The organism is Pseudooceanicola pacificus (assembly GCF_009789075.1).
In the GTDB taxonomy this organism is placed as follows: domain Bacteria; phylum Pseudomonadota; class Alphaproteobacteria; order Rhodobacterales; family Rhodobacteraceae; genus Pseudooceanicola; species Pseudooceanicola pacificus.
In genome coordinates, this window is the sequence record NZ_WNXQ01000004.1 from 143,552 (window position 1) to 160,621 (window position 17,070).

The window sequence follows — 17,070 nt, forward strand, 5'->3', positions numbered from 1 at the left end:
ACCGCGTCAGGTCAGCGTGCCGTCCGCCCGCATGGCGGCGATCGCCTCGGCCGAAAAGCCGGCGGCCGCCAGAATGGTTTCGGAATCGCCGCCGGGGGCACGCGGGCTGCGCAGCGCTCCGGCGGGGGTCCGGTCGAACCGCGGCGCGGGTGCGGCCTGCATGATCCCGTCCTGCCGGACAAGGACTCCCCGCGCGCGCATATGCGGGTCGGCTTCGGCCTCGTCCAGCGTCAGCACGGGCGCAACGCAGGCATCGCCGCCGTCGAACAGGGCCACCCATTCGTCGCGGGTCTTGGTGCGGAACACCTCGGCATAGGCGGCGCTGAGGCGGGGCCAGGTGTCCTTGTTCATCTGCTCGTGCGGGGGCACATGCTCCAGCCCTGCCTTCGCGCACAACTCGGCAAAGAACTGCGGTTCGATCGGACCGACGGACACGGCCTTGCCGTCGGCAGTCTCGTAGCAGCGGTAGAAGGGCGCCCCGCCGTCCAGCATGTTGCGCGCGCGTTCCAGGTCCCACAGGCCCTGGTGGCGGAACATGTGAAAGACGCTCATCATCGCCGGCACACCGTCGACCATCGCGGCATCGACCACCTGCCCCCTGCCCGAGACCTGCCGTTCCAGCAGGGCCGCCAGCAGCCCGAAGATCAGGAACATCGTGCCGCCGCCGTAATCGGCGGCCAGGTTCAGCGGTGGCACGGGCGGTCCGCCGGCCGGTCCGATCGCGGCCAGCGCGCCGGTCAATGACAGGTAGTTGATGTCGTGCCCCGCCGTCTGCGCCAGCGGCCCGGTCTGCCCCCACCCGGTGATGCGCCCGAAGACCAGGCCCGGGTTGCGATCAAGGCAGACATCCGGGCCCAGGCCCAGCTTCTCCATCACGCCGGGGCGGAACCCCTCGATCAGGGCGTCGGCCCCGGCGATCAGCGCCAGCGCCGCATCGCGCCCGGCGGCGGACTTGAGGTTCAAGGCGACCGAAACCTTGTTACGCCGGTTGATGTCGCTGGGATCGGCCGGGCCCGAGGCACGGTCGATCACGATCACCTCGGCCCCGAGGTCGGCCAAGAGTTGCCCGGCCAGGGGCCCCGGCCCGAGGCCCGCCATCTCGACCACCTTGATATGCGCCAGGGGTCCGGTTCTGTTCATGTTGTCCTGCCTTTCCGGGGTATCCGAGTCGTCGGGCCGCGACAGCCCAATAACATAACGTTCGTCCGGTTTTTATATCGCCGGATCGGGTCGACGGCAATGTGCGCGGCAGCGAAAGCGTGGGCCGGTTGATGCGCCCTGCGCGCCGCCGCCCTGCGCAACGCGGTGCCATGTCCCCGCCTACCCCATGTATGCTTGGCGATTCTGCCGCCGTGGCAAAAACCGAAGCGATTCGCGGTATTCGCGGCCCGACCGCGCCCGGTCGCCCGGTCTGCCCCTGCGGGCCGCCCGGGAAAGTCGCGTTTTCCCCGTGCAATTAACCGAACACTCCGCAGGTTTTTCACCCAAGGCACTTGATCGGTAAGCGATATGTGATACTCAAGTAAAAAAACCGGTCGACTGGACGGTAATTGGGGAGAGCGGCACGCCCGGGCGATCCGCGATCACCCCGAAGGGAGGAGAAACGACATGACTCGGCCATTCACGGGCGCAATGTCCCTTTCGGTCGAAGGCGGTGCCGCATGATGGCCGGCCCGGTCGCACCAGCCGGTCGCACCCGGATCGCCCCGCCCCTGCTGGAGATCCGGAACGCCCAGATCATCTATGACAACGCGGTCGAGGCCGTGCGCGACGTGTCGCTCTCGGTGCCCGAGGGCAGCGTCGTGGCGCTTCTGGGATCGAACGGCGCGGGCAAGTCCACGCTTCTCAAGGCCGTCACCGGCACGCTTCACCTGGAAGAGGGCGTGCTGACCAAGGGGTCCGTCCATTTCGCGGGCGAGGATATCGGCCACGCCCGCACGGAACGTATCGTCGGCAACGGCATGGTGCTGGTCCCCGAGGGCCGCCGCCTGTTCGCCAACCTCACGGTCGACGAGAACCTGACCATGGGCGCGCACCTCAAGTCGACCGCCGAGATGAAGCGCCTCAAACAGATGGTGATGGAGCTCTTTCCCCGCCTGGCGGAGCGGCGCAGCCAGATATCGGGCTACCTGTCGGGGGGCGAACAGCAGATGGTCGCCGTCGGCCGCGCCCTGATGGCCGAGCCGCGCCTGCTGGCGCTGGACGAGCCGTCGCTGGGGCTGGCCCCGCTGATCATCGACTCGATCTACCAGACCATCGGTCGCATGCGGCGCGAGATGAACATGACGATCTTTCTGGTCGAGCAGAACGCCAGCCGGGCGATGGAAATCGCCGACTATGTCTACATCATGGAAAACGGCCGCATCGTTCTGGATGGCCCGGCCGAAAAGATGCGCACCAACCTCGACGTGCAGGAATACTACCTCGGCTTCTCGGGCGGGGACGGCGCACGGAAGAGCTTCCGCGACGTGAAACATTACAAGCGGCGCAAGCGGTGGCTCTCGTGACGCAGAAACTGCTTCAACTCAGGGACGTGACCAAGAGCTTCGGTGGCATCCAGGCGGTCGGCGGCGTGACGCTCGACGTGAACCGGGGCGAGATCGTCTCGGTCATCGGGCCGAACGGGGCGGGCAAGACGACGCTCTTCAACCTGATCTCGGGGGTACTGCCGGTCAGTTCCGGTTCGATCTCGATCGAGGGGCAGGACCTCGCCCGCGTGCCGGGGCACCGCTACGTGCGGCTTGGCATCGGGCGGACGTTCCAGAACCTTGCGCTGTTCAAGCACGGCACGGTGGTCGACAACATCCTGGTCGGGCGGCACTGGCGGATGAAGACCTCGGTGCTGGAGGCCGCGCTGCATTTCGGCCGCGCCCGCCGGGAAGAGATCGCGCACCGCCAGAAGGTCGAGGAGATCATCGACTTCCTCGAAATCGAGCACATCCGCGACAAGGTCGTGGGCACCCTGTCCTATGGCCAGCAGAAGCGCGTCGAACTGGGCCGCGCGCTGGCCACCGACCCCAAGGTCCTGCTGCTGGACGAGATCGTCGCCGGCATGAACCAGGAAGAGACCGAGGATATTGCCCGCTTCATCCTGGATATCCGGGACGAACTGGATATCGCGATCCTGCTGATCGAACACGACATGCATCTGGTGATGGACATTTCCGACCGGGTGCACGCGCTGAACTTCGGCAGGACCATCACCGAGGGCCGCCCGCAGGAGGTTCAGAGCCATCCGGGCGTGATCGAGGCCTACCTGGGCCACAAGACTGAGGATGCCGCGCCACAGGACGCGCGCGCCGCCGGAGGCCTGGCATGAACGATCAATCGCGCGCACCGCAGCTGGACGTCACGCAGCTTTTCGACGACGCGAAGGGCCGCCTGTCCCCCGATTTCGATCCTTTCGCCGTGGACAATCTGCGCAGCGGCACAGGCACCCTGCCCCGCCTGCTGCGCGAACATGCGCTGCGCCACCCCGGCCAGCTGGCCCTGCGCGAAAAGTCGTTCGGCGTCTGGCGGCGGATGGACTGGGCGCAGTACCACAGGCAGGCCCGCCGCTTCGCATTCGCGCTCCTGTCGGTCGGGGTCCGGCGCGGCGACCGGATCATCATCGCCTCGGAAAACACGCCCGAATGGTATTTCTCGGATCTCGGGGCCGAGATGATCGGCGCCATCCCGGTGGGGGTCTACCCGACGAACCCCTGGCCCGAGCTGCAGTACATCGTCCGCCACTCGGCCGCGCGGCTGGCCGTCTGCGGCGACCAGGAACAGACCGACAAGGTGCTGGACGCCCAGGCCAACGACGGCGGCCTACCGGACCTGGAGCATGTGCTCTGCGTCGACATGAAGGGCCTGCGCGACTACCGCCAGCCCTACCTTTCGTCGTTTGAAAGCTTCCTTGAAAGGGGCGACGCCCATGCCGCGGGCCTGCCCGACGCCGAGGCGATGCTGGACGCGATGATCGAGGATACCTCGCCCGACGACGTGGCGCTGATGGTCTACACCTCGGGCACCACCGGTCCGCCCAAGGGCGCGATGATGACCCATCGGAACATCATCTATTCCACCTACAACTACGCCCGCGCGGTCGGCGCCGATACCCGGCGGATCGAGGCGGTCGGATACCTGCCGCTCTGCCACGCGGCCGAGCGGTGCTATTCCATGGCGATGTTGCTCTGCGTCGGCGGGACGGTCAGCTTTGCCGAAAGCATCGACACGGTGAACGAGAACGTGCGCGAGATCGCCCCCAGTTTCATGGTCGGCGTGCCCCGCATCTGGGAAAAGATGAAGGAAAGCTTCGAATTCCGGCTAAAGGAAAGCGGCCCGGTGCAGAAGCGCGTCGCCGGCTGGCTGATGCGGCAGGGCCGCAAGCTGGACGATGCCCGGCAGGCCGCCGACGGCAAATTGACGCCAGCGCAATCGGTCTGGGCCTGGGTGCTGCACTGGGCGCTGTTCCGCAACATCCAGCGCTACATGGGGCTGGACCGGACCTATCACCGGCTCTGTGCCGGGGCGGCGGTCTCGCCCGAGACGATCCGCTTCTTCTCGATCATCGGGCTGCCGCTCAGCCAGGGCTACGGCATGACCGAGGTCGCGGGCTGCGTCTTCGTCCAGACTCCGGGGCATTTCCGGCTGGGCGGCTGCGGCCTGCCGCTGGAGGGCACGACCTACGAGGTGGCCGAAGATGGCGAGATCCGCCTGGGCGGCCCGGCGATCTTCAAGGGCTACTTCCGCGATCCCGAGGCAACGCAGAAAACGATGCAGGGCGACATGCTGCTGTCGGGCGACATCGTGACCGTCTTCGACAATGGCGAGATTTCGGTCATCGACCGCAAGAAGGCGATCATCATCACCTCGGGCGGCAAGAACATCGCGCCGTCCGAGATCGAGAACGCCCTAAAGGACAGCCCCTACATCAAGGAAGTCATCGTCACCGGCGACGGGCGCAAGTTCCTCGGCGCGCTGATCCAGATCGACTACGACAACGTCGGTCTGTGGGCCAGCGACCGGAACCTGTCCTACACGACCTACAAGTCCCTCAGCCTGCTGCCCGAGGTGCGCGAGCTGGTGCAGGGCGCGGTGGACGAGGTCAACACCCGCTTCGCCCGGGTCGAGAACATCCGCCGCTTCGTGATCCTGGAAAAGGAACTGGACCACGACGACGGGGAACTGACGGCCACGCAGAAGGTCCGCCGCTCGATCATCGACACCAAGTTCGGGAAGGAACTCGAACAGATCTACGGAAAGGTCCCGGCATGAACTACCTGGCCGAGCTGCTGGCCTCGGGCCTGGCCGTCGGGGCGGTCTACGGGCTGATCGCGATGAGCTTTGCGATCATCTACAAGTCCACCGGCCTGCTGAACTTCGCCCAGGGCGAGATGGGCATGATCATCGCCTATGTCGCCTGGTCGATCTCGACCAGCGTCGACGGCAACCCGTTTATCGTCGCCCTGGGCTCCATCGGGTTCGCGGTGCTCTTTGCGCTGGCGGTCGAGCGGATCGTCATCCGCCCCATGATGAGCGAGCCGATCCTGTCGCAGATCATGGTGACGATCGGGCTGTCGGTGATCTTCCGGTCCGCGATCATCCTGATCTGGGACGGGCTTCCGCACAACATGGCCATTGCATCGGGCAACCAGCTTGTCGACCTGGGCGGCGTGCGGGTGCGCGCGGCGCAGATCGCGGTCCTCGTGGCGCTTTTCGCGGCCATCGCGGGGATGTGGGCCTTCTTCCGCTACTCGCGCTTTGGCGTGGCGATGCGGGCGGTGGCGTCGGACGACGCGACGGCGCAACTCATGGGCGTCAGCAGCGGCAAGGTGCAGATGGCGGCCTGGGCGGCGGCGGCGGTGCTGTCGGGCGTGGCGGGCGTGCTCTTCGCCATCGCCTATGAGCTCTCGCCCAGCCTTTACGCCCTCGGCCTCAAGGCCTTCCCGGCGACGATCCTCGGCGGGCTGGACGCGGTCATCGGCTCGGCCGTCGGCGGCCTGATCATCGGCGTCACCGAGAACCTCGTCGGCGGCTACATCAGCTCCGGCCTCAAGGAGGTCGCGGGCTTCGTCATCATCATCCTGATCCTGATGGTCCGTCCCTACGGCCTGTTCGGTGAGAAACGTATCGAGAGGCTCTGATGCGCAGCGGCTATTACAAGGAAACCATCGTCGAGCACATCAACCTGACGGATTCCACGCTGCAACGCGCGTGGATCGGCATCGGGCTGCTGCTGGTCATCGCGGCGCCGTTCCATTTCGAATTCTACGGCCTGTCGCTGATCACGCTGATGATGATCACCGCCATCGGGGCCATGGGCCTGAACGTGCTGACGGGCTGGACGGGGCTGATCTCGCTCGGGCAGACGGCCTTCATGGTGCTGGGCGCCTATGCCTATGCCATCAGCACCGAAAGCTGGGGCTGGCCGCCGCTGCTGGGGTTCGTGCTGGCGGGCATCGTTCCTGCCATCGCCAGCGTCATCGTCGGCGTGCCCTCGCTGCGGCTGACGGGGCTCTACCTCGCCATCACGACGCTGGCCTCTGCCTTCATCGTGAACCACCTGGTGCTGGAATTCGACGGGCTGACCAACGGATCCTCGGGCATCTTCGTGAACCGGCCGGTGATCTTCGGCTACGCTTTCGATACCGACGCCAAGTTCTATTACCTGACCGCGGGGTTTGGCATCCTGACGATCCTCGCCTGCCTCAACCTGCGCCGCTCGCGCATCGGGCGGGCGCTGATCGCGATCCGCGACAACGACAACGCCGCGCGGGTGATGGGCATCGACCTGCGCGCCTACAAGCTCTACGCCTTTGTCGCCAGCTCATTCATCGTCGGCATCTCGGGAGCGCTCTACGGCATCTTCCTCAGCTTCGTCACGGTCGACGGGTTCCCGTTCCTGCTGGCGATCGAGGCGCTGGCGATCCTGATCGTCGGTGGCATGGGCAGCATTGCGGGGGCGATCCTCGGCGCGGTCTTCCTGGTCGGCCTGCCCGAAGTGACCTCCTTCGTCTTTTCCTGGATGGGCAGCAGCGCGCAGTCGCTCCTGTCGACCAGCGCGCACGAGATCAAGGGCCTGCTCTACGGGCTGATCATTATCCTCTTCCTCAGGCTGCAGCCGCACGGGCTGATGGGCCTCTGGCAGGACGCCAGGCGGACATGGACGCTCTGGCCACTAAAGTATTGAATTCATTCACTAGGGAGGAGTAACATGAACTACGTGAAAGGACTTGCAGCCGCCGCGCTGCTGGCCTTGCCCGCGGGTATGGCCACCGCCGACCAGGGCGTCACCGACACCGAGATCCTGCTGGGCGAGGTCGAGCCGCTGACCGGCCCGCCGGGCCTGCTGGGTGTCGCGCACAACCTGGGCGTGCGTCTTGCGCTGGCCGAGGTCAACGCCAAAGGGGGGATCGGCGGACGGCAACTCAGGCTGATCGCCGAGGATGACGGCTATGTCACCTCGCGCACCATCCAGTCCCTGCGCAAGCTGATCGGGGTGGACAAGGTCTTTGCCCTGACATCGCTTTCCGGGTCCGGCCAAGCGCTCGCGTCGATGCCCATCATCAAGCAGTCGGGCATCCCGGCCATGGTCCCCATCGGCCCCCTGCCCCCGCTCTACGAACCGCCGTCGGACAACATCTTCGTCGTCGGGCAAAGCTACACCGAAGGGATGCACCAGCTCGCGCTCTACCTCGCGAAGGAATACCCGGGCGCCAAGTGGGGCATCATCCTTCAGGACGACGACTACGGCAAATCCCTGGGCGAAGGCATCGAGCAGGCCCGGGAAGAGGCCGATATCAATGTCGTCTTCGAGACCGAATATGCCCGCGGGCAGAAGGACTTCGCCTCGGAGATGCTGCGCGTCAAGGACGCGGGCGTCGAGGTCCTGATCGCCGGAGGCATCATCTCGGAAAACATCGCCATGGTGAAGGAAGCCGAGAAGCTGGGCATCACCCCCGTCATCGCCACCTTCTGGCCCGGCCGCGTGCCCGAAGTCCTCAAGGCCATCGGCCCGGCCAGCGACGGCATCTATGGCGTGGACTACGTCGCCCCGATCCAGTCCGAGGCCGGGCAGGCATTCCTCGAACTGGCGCGCAAGTACCTGACCGAGGACGAGGTCGCGCGGGTGAACCGCTACACCATGACCGGCTATTCCTCGACCCGGGCGCTGATCGAGGCGATGAAGGGCTGCGCAGACGATCTGACCTGGGCCTGCACCATCGAAAAGCTGGAAACCAACCCGCCGATCGACACCGGCGTGATGGATCCCATCGGTTTCGGCCCGGACAACCGGTTCTCGAACTCGGGCGTCACGATCATGCGCGCCGATTACGAAACGCTCAGCTTCGCGCCGGTTGGCGAGTGAACCAAAGGGGCCGGCGCCTGACGGGCGCCGGCCCGCACAACCAGGGGGCAAAGACGGCATGAGCCAGACCATCGTCACTGCCGGAGCCGGACAGGGCGGGTCCAAGGCCACCGCCGGGACGTGGAGGCCTGCGGCTATCAGCGCGCGGAGCTGTTGAAATCACGCAAGACAATGTCTGCCTGACGGGACTGCGTCACGATCACGCAAAACCCGATCACGCAAGGGAGGAACACATGGCCGAAGCTTACATCGTCGATCACTGCCGCACGCCGCGCGGTATCGGCAAGGTCGGAAAGGGTGCGCTGGCCGAGCTGCACCCGCAGAACCTCGGGGCGCATGTCCTCAGGGCGCTGCGCGACCGCAACGACATCAGGACCGAGACGGTCGACGACGTCATCTGGGGCTGCTCGAACCAGCAGGCCCGGCAGGGCAACGACCTGGGCCGCATGACCGCGCTGACGGCGGGCTACGACGTGCGCGCCTCGGGCGTGACGCTGGATCGGTTCTGCGGCTCGGGCATCACCACGGTGAACTTCGGCGCCGCGACGATCATGGCGGGGATGGAGGACACGGTGATCTCGGGCGGGTGCGAGATGATGTCCTACAACTACTCCGCCCCCGAGGCACGGCGGACGAAGCTGCTGGACGGCGACAACACCGACCTGCGCAACCTGCATCCGCAGATCAGCCAGGGGATCTGCGCCGACGCCATCGCGACGATCGAGGGCATCTCGCGCGATGCGACCGAGGAACTGGCCATCGAAAGCCAGCGCCGCGCCGATCACGCGATCCGCAACGGCTATTTCGCGGGCTCTCTCGTGCCGGTCAGCGACGCCGGGGGCAATGTCGTGCTGGACCGCGAGGAATACCCCCGTCCCCAGACCACGCGCGAGGGGCTGGCGGGGTTGAAACCCTCGTTCGAGGCGGTCGCGCGCCATCCCGTCGACGAGGACGGGACGACCCAGCTCGACCTCATCCACAGGGCGATGCCGGGGCTCGAGATCGACTTCATCCACCATGCCGGCACCTCGTCCGGGGTGGTCGACGGGGCGGCGGCGATCCTGATGGCGTCCGAGCGCGCGGTGAAGGCCAACGGCTGGACGCCCCGCGCCCGCATCGTGGCGATGGCCAATGTCGGCGACAGCCCCGAGCTGATGCTGAACGCGCCCGTCCCGGCGGCGAAGAAGGTGCTGGAAAAGGCCGGGCTGACCCTTGACGACATCGACCTCTTCGAGGTGAACGAGGCCTTTGCCGTGGTGCCCGAGAAGTTCATCCGGGACCTGAACATCGACCGCGACAAGATCAACGTGAACGGCGGGGCCATCGCGCTCGGCCATCCCATCGGGGCGACCGGGGCGATCCTGATCGGCACCCTGCTGGACGAACTGGAACGCCGCAATCTGAGGCGCGGGCTGGTGACGATGTGCGCCGCCGGCGGCATGGCACCGGCCATCATCATCGAACGGGTCTGACACTCCCGTAGATCGCGAAATCCACACACCGCCGCCCGCGCCGGGCGACGGACAGGGGGTCTGTGCCCGCAACCAACCCCCGGCGCAACAAGGGCTTGGGCCGGGTCACGTCCCTCGGGCGGGGACACACATGACAGCCGCTTCGGCGGTACGCTCGGCACAGGCCACGGCATCGTCGCGAGGGCTTTCGGACCTCCGCGACACGGGCGCCACGGGCCACACGGTACGGAGGGCCGCAACGATGAAAACCGACTTGGCAGACAACCTCGCCACGGCGAAGCGCGACATTGCGGCAGGGCGCTGCGTGCTGGTGCATGGCGCCAACGGCACGCGGCGATCCGCCGTGATGGTCGCCGCCGGAACCCGCGCCGACGCCGCCTGCGTCAACCTGATCGCGAAACACGCGCGCGGGCTGATCTGCCTGGCACTGACCCGCGCCGAGGTCGACCGCTTGGGCCTTCGGATGCAGCCCCGGCGCAGCGGCCTGCCCGCCACCACCGGCTTCACCGTCTCGATCGAGGCCGCCGTCGGCGTGACCACCGGCATCTCGGCCGAAGACCGCGCCCGGACCATCGCCGCCGCCATCGACCCGGCCAGCGGCCCCGAGGCGCTGCACACGCCCGGCCATGTCTTTCCTTTCGTCGTCGCGGATGCCGGCGTGCTGGAACGCCCGATGCTGGCCGAGTCCGCACTGGACCTCGCGCGGATGGCGGACTGCGGGCCCTACGCGGTCTTCTCGGAGGTACTGGACGACAGCGGCGAGCTGGCCGACATCGACCACGTGCGCAAGCTGGCGGCCCTGATCGGTGTGGCCACGCTGGACATCGACGAGGTCATCCGCGACCGCCGCCGCACCGAGCGCATCATCGCGAGAAGCCATTCGACCTCGGTCGACACCGAGGAAGGCGGAGCCTTTCGCCTGCACATCTACCGCAACCTGATCTCGGGCGCCGAACACATCGCGCTGGTCAAGGGCGATCCCGACGGGGCCGAGCCGATGCCGGTGCGGATCCACGGGCTGAACGTGACCGACGACCTCCTCCGGTGGCGCAACTTCGGCCAGCCCGACCACCTGGGCCGTTACCTGGCTGCGGCGGACCGGGCCGGGCGCGGCATCATCATCCTGATCCGCGAACATTACAGCACCACCCTGGTCGAACGCTTCATCGCCCGCGAGCGCGAGGAAGAGAGCGGCTATGGCCGGACCGAGCTGGTGGACCTGGGTGTCCCGGCGCAGATCCTCGGCGACCTTGGCGTGCGGGACATCATCCTGCTGTCCGGGGACGAGACCGCATTGCACAACCTGCGAGGCTTCGGGATCAACTGTGTCGCCACCCGGCCGGTGGACGATGCGTGACGCGGGCGGCATCCCGGGCCTGCCCCTGTGGCGGACCGACGGGCTGGGCCCCGCCCTGGCGGATTTCCTGTCGGCCCAGGCCGGCGCGCCGGTCGCGGTGACGAACCTGCGGCGCTTCACGGCGGGGCTGTCCTGGGTGACGGTCGCCTTCACCATGACACCCTCCGACGCTCCGGCGCGGGACCTGATCCTGCGCATCGGCGACCCGAACGGGTTGCTGGCCCCCTATTCGACCGAACCCGAGGTCCGCGCCTTCACCGCCTTGGCCGGGACGGACGCCCCGGTGCCCGGCGTGCTGTGGCACAGCGACGACCCCGAGGTTTTTGGCGCGCCCTTCATGATCGTGACCCGGATGCCGGGCGAGACACTGCTGCCGCGCTGGCCCGGCCTGGGCGACCAGGCGCCCTACCCCCATGCCGAAACGGTGGCCGAGGATTTCGCCCGCCACCTGGCCACGATCCACGGCTGCCCCTGGCGGGGCACGTCGGCCGAGGCGCTGAGCCCCGGCGTGACCGCCGACACCTGCACCCATGCCGAGATCGACCGCTGGGTCCGCCACGCCTCGGGCCCCTCGGGCGGACTGGAGGACAACGCCATGCGCTTCGCCGCGGGCTGGCTGCATGCCCATGCCCGCCCGGCCGGGGCGGTGACGCTGCTGCACGGCGATTACCGCGTCGGCAACTTCCTGGTGGACGGCGGCCGCATCACCGGGCTGCTGGACTGGGAACTGACCCACCTGGGCGACCCGCACGAGGACCTCGCCTGGGCCTCGCTGCGCACCTTCGGCGGGACAGCCACGACGCTGTCGGGCCTGCTGGACCTCGACCGCTTCCACATGACCTATGCCGCCGCCTCGGGCCGCAGGGTCGATCCCGGGCTGATCCGGTATTTCCACGTGCTGGGGCAGTTCAAGATGGCCGCGATGCTGATCGGGACGGAACAGCGGCTGATGGCGGGCGACGTGCACGACGTGCGGCTGGCGGTCATGGCGCTGCAGAAATCCACCACCCTGCTGGGGATGCTGAAGATGATCGAGGTCGCCTCATGAGCCTGCCGCTGAAACTCTATCTCGATGCCGTGCGCGCCGCGCTGGCCAACGAGGTGCTGCCCCATGTCGCCCAGGACCACGCGCGCAGCCAGCTTCTGGGCGCGATGGACGTGATCGACAAGCTGACCGCGCTGGCCGACTGGTCGCCGGAACTGACGGCAGAGCAATCCGCCGCGCTGGCCGAGGGGCTGGCCGGCATGGGCACCGCGCCTGTGCGGGACGAGGACCCGCGCGCCCGGCTGGCCGCGCAGGAGGCCACGCTGCGCGCGGCGATCGACAGCTTTTACGCCGCGGCCGGCCAGGACGACCCGACCACCGAGGCCGCCATCCGCAAGACCCTGCAGGCCTACCTGGCCGCCGAGCGGTCGCGGATCGCGGCCGCCAACTACTCTGCGATGACCTGAGGAAAGGGCCGAGATGCTTTCGGAACAGGACGACAACATCGGTCACCAGCTGCCGACCACCTTCAACCACGTGGTGTCGAGCGACGACCGCTGGACCGAGCGCTACTGGTACTCGGGCGCGCCGATCGACAGCGGCGACGTGCTGCTGGACATGGGGCTGGGTTGGTATCCCAACAAGAACGTCATGGACATGTTCGCGGGCATCACCGTGGACAACGTGCAGTACAGCTATCGCGTGTCGCGCACGCTGGGGTCGACCCCGCTGGAGACCGCCGCAGGCCCGCTGCGCTACGAGATCGTCGAGGGGCTGAAGCATCACCGCATCACGCTCGGGCAGAACGACTCGGGCCTCAGCTTCGAAATCGACTGGCTGGCCAGCTTTGCCGGGCTGGAGGAACACCAGAGCTTTCGCCGCAAGCGCAACCGGGTGGAAGAGGACCTGATCCGCATGACCCAGTTCGGGCGGATGCAGGGCTGGATCCAGCTGGGCGACCGGCGCATCGAGGTCACGCCCGACACCTGGTACGCGCAGCGCGACCACTCCTGGGGCATCCGGTCGGTCATGCAGACCGACATGATGTCGAACGACAGCCTGCCGGCCTACAAGGATTTCTTCTGGTTCTGGCTGACCTACCAGTTCGAGGATTTCGCCATGTCGCTGTTCCTGAAGGAACGCGAACCGGGGCACCCGTTCTTCCTGTCGGGGCTCGAGGTCGACAAGGCCGGTGAGGAACGCGAGATCACTGCCATCGAACATGACATCGAATGGGCCGACGACCCGCTGGGGCAGACCTGGTCGGGGGGCACGCTGCTGTTGAAATACGCCGACGGCGGCACGCGCGAGCTGACGCTGCATCCCCAGCCGGCGCGCTTCTTCCTGAAGGGCGGCGGCTATGGCGGGCATCGCGGCTGGAACCACGGCGACAACAAGGGGCGGCTGCACAGCGACCACTACGTGTGGGACCTGTCCGACCCCGAAATCCGGCGCCAGGCCCGGCAGCTTGGCGATCACTTCACCAAGGTCACCTGCGACGGCCGCACCGGCTATGGCATGAGCGAGTACGGCGTGGCCCGGGGATATCCGAAATACGAGATTGCCCAGAAGCACGAACCGCTATGACCGGGTGCCGTGCGACCCCGGGCCATCCGTGACCGTATTCGGGAGGAGACGATGCGCTTCACATCCGCACTGACCAGGGCCGTCCAGATACGCGGCCGCTACCCCGCGACGATCTTCGCCGACCGCACCCGGACCTGGGCCGAGGTCGGCGACAGGGTCCGGCGCTGCGCGGGCGCGTTGGCGGCACGGGGCCTGGGCACAGGCGATCACGTCGCCATCCTGGCCCTGAACAGCGACAACTACCTGGAGGCGTTCTACGGCATCGCCTGGGCCGGCGGTGTGTCGGTCCCGCTGAACACCCGCTGGTCGCTGGCCGAAACGGTCTTTGCGCTCAACGACTCGGGCGCGCGGATCCTGCTGGCGGATGCGAACTTCACCGAAGTCCTGCCGTCCATCCTGGCGGACACCAGGGTCGAGACGATCATCTGGCTGGACGAGGGCGCGGCACCGGATGGCACCCTGCCCTACGAGGCCCTGCTGGCCGATGCCAGGCCCGCCGCCGACCGATCCGGGTCGGGCGACGACCTGTGCAGCATCTGCTACACCGGCGGCACGACCGGGCAATCGAAGGGGGTGATGCTGTCGCACACCAACCTGGTGATCGCCTCGGTCAACTGGATCGCCTCGCTGCATTTCAGCGACGAGACGGTTTTCATGCACTCGGCCGGGTTCTTTCACCTCGCCGGGTCCATCCCGTTGTTCGCGATGACCATGGCGGGCGGCACGAATGTCTGCCTGCCCAAGTTCGATGCCGAACTCGGGATGCGGATCATCCAGACGCACAGGGTCAACTACTGCCTGTTCGTGCCGACGATGATCAACATGATGCTCAACCACCCCAACGTCGACGACTACGACCTGTCCAGCCTGCGCTACATCGAATACGGCGCCTCGCCGATGTCGGAAAGCGTGCTGGCCGCCGCGTTGAAACGGTTGCCGGACTGCACCTTCATCCAGGGCTACGGGCTGACCGAATGCACCGCTCTGGCCCTGTCACTGCCCTGGCGGTTCCACTTCGACGGGCCCGACTGGACGGAGAAGCGCACCGTCACCGGCCGCGCCGCCTATGGGCTGGAGGTCAGGATCACCGCCCCCGGCGGCGGGGCCGAACTGCCGCGCGGCACGCACGGAGAGATCGCCCTGCGCGGCCCGCAGATCATGCTGGGCTACTGGAACCGGCCCGAACAGACGCGCGAGGCCTTCACCGACGGATGGCTCTGCACCGGCGACGGCGGGTTCATGGACGAAGACGGCTTCGTCACCCTGACCGACCGGGTCAAGGACATGATCGTGAGCGGCGGCGAGAACGTCTATTCCAAGGAGGTCGAGAACGCCGTCTTCAAGCATCCGGCCGTGAAGGACTGCGCCGTGATCGCCATCCCGTCCGAGGACTGGGGCGAGACGGTGCATGCCATCGTGGTCTGCAAGGCCGGCCAGCACCTGTCACTGGAGGCGCTGCAGGACCACTGCCGCGGACTTCTGGCGCACTACAAGTGCCCCCGCAGCATGGAGCTGATGGACAGACTGCCGGTCTCGGCCGCCGGCAAGACCCTGAAGGCCACGCTCAGGGAACCCTACTGGAAGAACGCCCGCAAGATGGTGGGCTGATGCCACCCCCGGATGAGAAGGACGCCATGCCCCTGCCAGCCCCCGTTGCCCGCAAGGAAAACCACCTTCGGACCCTGTCCTATCAGGTGTTCGAGAGGACCGATGGCCTGTGGGATATCGACGCCACGATCCGCGACAGCAAGAGCTATCCCTATTTCGACCATGTCCGGGGCCGGATGGCCCCGGGGGACTACATCCACAACATCGCGGTCCGCCTGACCTTTGACGAGGGCTTCGGCGTGCATGCGGTCGTGCCCAGCTTCGACGATGTGCCCTATCTCTTCTGCCAGGGCGGCGGCGACAACGCGCACCGCCTGGTCGGGGCGAACCTGATGACCGGCTGGCGCCGCAGCCTGAGCGAGGCCCTGGGCGACACCGGGGGCTGCACGCATCTGCGCGAGATGCTGCAGAACTGCGCCACCGTCGCGTTCCAGGCCATTTCCGCGGCGCGCGAGGATCGCAGCCAGGCCCGCAGCCTGGACACGCACGAGATCGAGGCGCGGCCGCCCTATATCGGGCGTTGCCATGCCATGGCCGAGGATGGGCCCGTGATCGCCCGGTACTTTCCGCAATTTCACATCCCGACCGGCGACGACTGAGACGGCGCGCGACCCGCCGGTCGATTGAACGCACATCCGGATCACTGATCCTTCGCGACAGGACAAGGCCATGACACTCAGGACACGCCTCACCGACCTTCTGGGCATCGAGCATCCGATCGTGATGGGCGGGCTGACCTTTTACGGTCGGGCCGAACTGGCCTCGGCCGTGTCGAATGCGGGCGCGCTCGGGATGCTGACGGCCCTGACCGCCGGCTCGCCCGAGGCGCTGGCGGCGGAAATCGCCCGCTGCCGCGAGATGACCGACCGCCCCTTCGGCGTGAACCTGACCCTGTTGCCGACAATCGATCCGATCCCCTACGACGCCTACCGCGCGGCCATCATCGAGGGCGGGGTCAAGGTGGTGGAGACCGCCGGCCGCGCACCGACCGATCACATGGCCGACTTCGGGGCCGCCGGGGTCAAGGTGATCCACAAATGCGCCTCGGTCCGGCACGCGCTGGCGGCGGAACGGATGGGGGTCGACGTGATCTCCATCGACGGGTTCGAATGCGCCGGCCATCCCGGCGAGGATGACGTCGGCGGCCTGGTGCTGATCCCTGCGACGGCCGACCGCGTGTCGATCCCGATCATCGCGTCGGGCGGGTTCGCGGACGGGCGCGGGCTGGCCGCCGCGCTCATGCTGGGGGCCGACGGCATCAACATGGGCACGCGGTTCTGCGCCACGCAGGAGGCCCCGGCCCATCCCGGGATCAAGCGCCTTTTCGTCGAAAAGGACGAGCGCGACACCAACCTGATCTTTCGCAGCCTCGGCAACACCGCCCGTGTCATGCGCAACCGGATCTCGGACGAGGTCGTGACCCGCCTGTCCCGCCCCGGCGCGGCCTTCCCCGAGGTGGCAGAGCTTGTCGCCGGCACGCGCGGCCGCGCGGCGCTGGTCGGCGGCGATCCGGAGGGCGGCATCATCTGGGCGGGCCAGGTCATGGGCCTGATCCATGACCTGCCCACCTGCCGGGACCTTGTCGCGCGCATCGTGGCCGAAGCCGGCAGCCGCGCAACGACCCTGGCCGCCATGACCGGAAAGGGGGAGACGTCCGATGCCAGGGCCTGAACTGCCGGCCACATGGACACCACGGCCGCAACGCGGC

General features: G+C 67.4%; 15 protein-coding genes. 14 read left to right on the forward strand and 1 reads right to left on the reverse strand.

Translation table 11 applies throughout. From position 1 onward, the window contains the following. Positions 1 to 6 precede the first annotated feature (6 nt). Positions 7 to 1,140 (reverse strand): CaiB/BaiF CoA transferase family protein, encoded by a 1,134-nt coding sequence (locus tag GLS40_RS08785; RefSeq protein WP_160382386.1) that lies wholly within the window; start codon positions 1,138 to 1,140, stop codon positions 7 to 9. 521 nt (positions 1,141 to 1,661) lie between these two features. Between GLS40_RS08785 and GLS40_RS08790 the strand changes: the two genes are divergently transcribed. From GLS40_RS08790 to GLS40_RS08855, 14 genes are all read left to right on the forward strand, one after another. Beyond that, entirely contained in the window at positions 1,662 to 2,507 is an 846-nt protein-coding gene (locus tag GLS40_RS08790; protein ID WP_235905840.1) for an ABC transporter ATP-binding protein, read from the forward strand. Then, on the forward strand, positions 2,504 to 3,319 hold the full coding sequence (locus tag GLS40_RS08795; protein WP_160382387.1) for an ABC transporter ATP-binding protein: 816 nt from the start codon (positions 2,504 to 2,506) through the stop codon (positions 3,317 to 3,319). The genes GLS40_RS08790 and GLS40_RS08795 overlap by 4 nt, the downstream gene beginning before the upstream one ends. Further along, positions 3,316 to 5,259: an AMP-dependent synthetase/ligase gene (locus tag GLS40_RS08800; RefSeq protein ID WP_160382388.1), complete on the forward strand. Its 1,944-nt coding sequence runs from the start codon at positions 3,316 to 3,318 to the stop codon at positions 5,257 to 5,259. The genes GLS40_RS08795 and GLS40_RS08800 overlap by 4 nt, the downstream gene beginning before the upstream one ends. Then, entirely contained in the window at positions 5,256 to 6,128 is an 873-nt protein-coding gene (locus GLS40_RS08805) for a branched-chain amino acid ABC transporter permease (protein WP_160382389.1), read from the forward strand. The genes GLS40_RS08800 and GLS40_RS08805 overlap by 4 nt, the downstream gene beginning before the upstream one ends. Next, the gene (locus GLS40_RS08810; RefSeq protein ID WP_160382390.1) at positions 6,128 to 7,174 is read left to right on the forward strand and encodes a branched-chain amino acid ABC transporter permease; all 1,047 of its coding nucleotides are present in this window, start codon (positions 6,128 to 6,130) and stop codon (positions 7,172 to 7,174) included. The genes GLS40_RS08805 and GLS40_RS08810 overlap by 1 nt, the downstream gene beginning before the upstream one ends. Before the next feature lie 24 nt (positions 7,175 to 7,198). Next, on the forward strand, positions 7,199 to 8,353 hold the full coding sequence (locus GLS40_RS08815; protein WP_160382391.1) for an ABC transporter substrate-binding protein: 1,155 nt from the start codon (positions 7,199 to 7,201) through the stop codon (positions 8,351 to 8,353). A gap of 233 nt (positions 8,354 to 8,586) precedes the next feature. Further along, positions 8,587 to 9,825 carry an acetyl-CoA C-acetyltransferase gene (locus GLS40_RS08820; protein ID WP_160382392.1) on the forward strand — a complete coding sequence of 413 codons (1,239 nt, stop codon included), beginning with the start codon at positions 8,587 to 8,589 and terminating at the stop codon, positions 9,823 to 9,825. Positions 9,826 to 10,066: 241 nt separating this feature from the next. Beyond that, positions 10,067 to 11,182, forward strand: a complete 1,116-nt coding sequence (locus tag GLS40_RS08825; RefSeq protein ID WP_160382393.1) for a 3,4-dihydroxy-2-butanone-4-phosphate synthase — start codon at positions 10,067 to 10,069, stop codon at positions 11,180 to 11,182. After that, the gene (locus tag GLS40_RS08830; protein ID WP_160382394.1) at positions 11,175 to 12,230 is read left to right on the forward strand and encodes a phosphotransferase family protein; all 1,056 of its coding nucleotides are present in this window, start codon (positions 11,175 to 11,177) and stop codon (positions 12,228 to 12,230) included. Before GLS40_RS08825 ends, GLS40_RS08830 begins: the two co-directional genes overlap by 8 nt. After that, positions 12,227 to 12,634, forward strand: coding sequence for a hypothetical protein (locus tag GLS40_RS08835; protein ID WP_160382395.1), 408 nt, complete (start codon positions 12,227 to 12,229; stop codon positions 12,632 to 12,634). The genes GLS40_RS08830 and GLS40_RS08835 overlap by 4 nt, the downstream gene beginning before the upstream one ends. A 13-nt stretch (positions 12,635 to 12,647) precedes the next feature. Further along, the gene (locus tag GLS40_RS08840; RefSeq protein WP_160382396.1) at positions 12,648 to 13,754 is read left to right on the forward strand and encodes a DUF7064 domain-containing protein; all 1,107 of its coding nucleotides are present in this window, start codon (positions 12,648 to 12,650) and stop codon (positions 13,752 to 13,754) included. Between the two features lie 51 nt (positions 13,755 to 13,805). Continuing rightward, positions 13,806 to 15,362, forward strand: coding sequence for a class I adenylate-forming enzyme family protein (locus GLS40_RS08845; protein ID WP_160382397.1), 1,557 nt, complete (start codon positions 13,806 to 13,808; stop codon positions 15,360 to 15,362). 26 nt (positions 15,363 to 15,388) lie between these two features. Next, on the forward strand, positions 15,389 to 15,961 hold the full coding sequence (locus GLS40_RS08850; protein ID WP_160382398.1) for a DUF2889 domain-containing protein: 573 nt from the start codon (positions 15,389 to 15,391) through the stop codon (positions 15,959 to 15,961). Positions 15,962 to 16,031: 70 nt separating this feature from the next. Beyond that, positions 16,032 to 17,033: an NAD(P)H-dependent flavin oxidoreductase gene (locus GLS40_RS08855; protein WP_160382399.1), complete on the forward strand. Its 1,002-nt coding sequence runs from the start codon at positions 16,032 to 16,034 to the stop codon at positions 17,031 to 17,033. Positions 17,034 to 17,070 lie beyond the last annotated feature (37 nt).

Coding starts and splice junctions, on each gene's coding strand:
- GLS40_RS08855 (WP_160382399.1), top strand. CDS start 16,032: ATGACACTCAGGACACGCCTCACCGACCTTCTGGGCATCGAGCATCCG.
- GLS40_RS08830 (WP_160382394.1), top strand. CDS start 11,175: ATGCGTGACGCGGGCGGCATCCCGGGCCTGCCCCTGTGGCGGACCGAC.
- GLS40_RS08805 (WP_160382389.1), top strand. CDS start 5,256: ATGAACTACCTGGCCGAGCTGCTGGCCTCGGGCCTGGCCGTCGGGGCG.
- GLS40_RS08845 (WP_160382397.1), top strand. CDS start 13,806: ATGCGCTTCACATCCGCACTGACCAGGGCCGTCCAGATACGCGGCCGC.
- GLS40_RS08840 (WP_160382396.1), top strand. CDS start 12,648: ATGCTTTCGGAACAGGACGACAACATCGGTCACCAGCTGCCGACCACC.
- GLS40_RS08790 (WP_235905840.1), top strand. CDS start 1,662: ATGATGGCCGGCCCGGTCGCACCAGCCGGTCGCACCCGGATCGCCCCG.
- GLS40_RS08835 (WP_160382395.1), top strand. CDS start 12,227: ATGAGCCTGCCGCTGAAACTCTATCTCGATGCCGTGCGCGCCGCGCTG.
- GLS40_RS08810 (WP_160382390.1), top strand. CDS start 6,128: ATGCGCAGCGGCTATTACAAGGAAACCATCGTCGAGCACATCAACCTG.
- GLS40_RS08800 (WP_160382388.1), top strand. CDS start 3,316: ATGAACGATCAATCGCGCGCACCGCAGCTGGACGTCACGCAGCTTTTC.
- GLS40_RS08785 (WP_160382386.1), bottom strand. CDS start 1,140: ATGAACAGAACCGGACCCCTGGCGCATATCAAGGTGGTCGAGATGGCG.
- GLS40_RS08850 (WP_160382398.1), top strand. CDS start 15,389: ATGCCCCTGCCAGCCCCCGTTGCCCGCAAGGAAAACCACCTTCGGACC.
- GLS40_RS08815 (WP_160382391.1), top strand. CDS start 7,199: ATGAACTACGTGAAAGGACTTGCAGCCGCCGCGCTGCTGGCCTTGCCC.
- GLS40_RS08820 (WP_160382392.1), top strand. CDS start 8,587: ATGGCCGAAGCTTACATCGTCGATCACTGCCGCACGCCGCGCGGTATC.
- GLS40_RS08825 (WP_160382393.1), top strand. CDS start 10,067: ATGAAAACCGACTTGGCAGACAACCTCGCCACGGCGAAGCGCGACATT.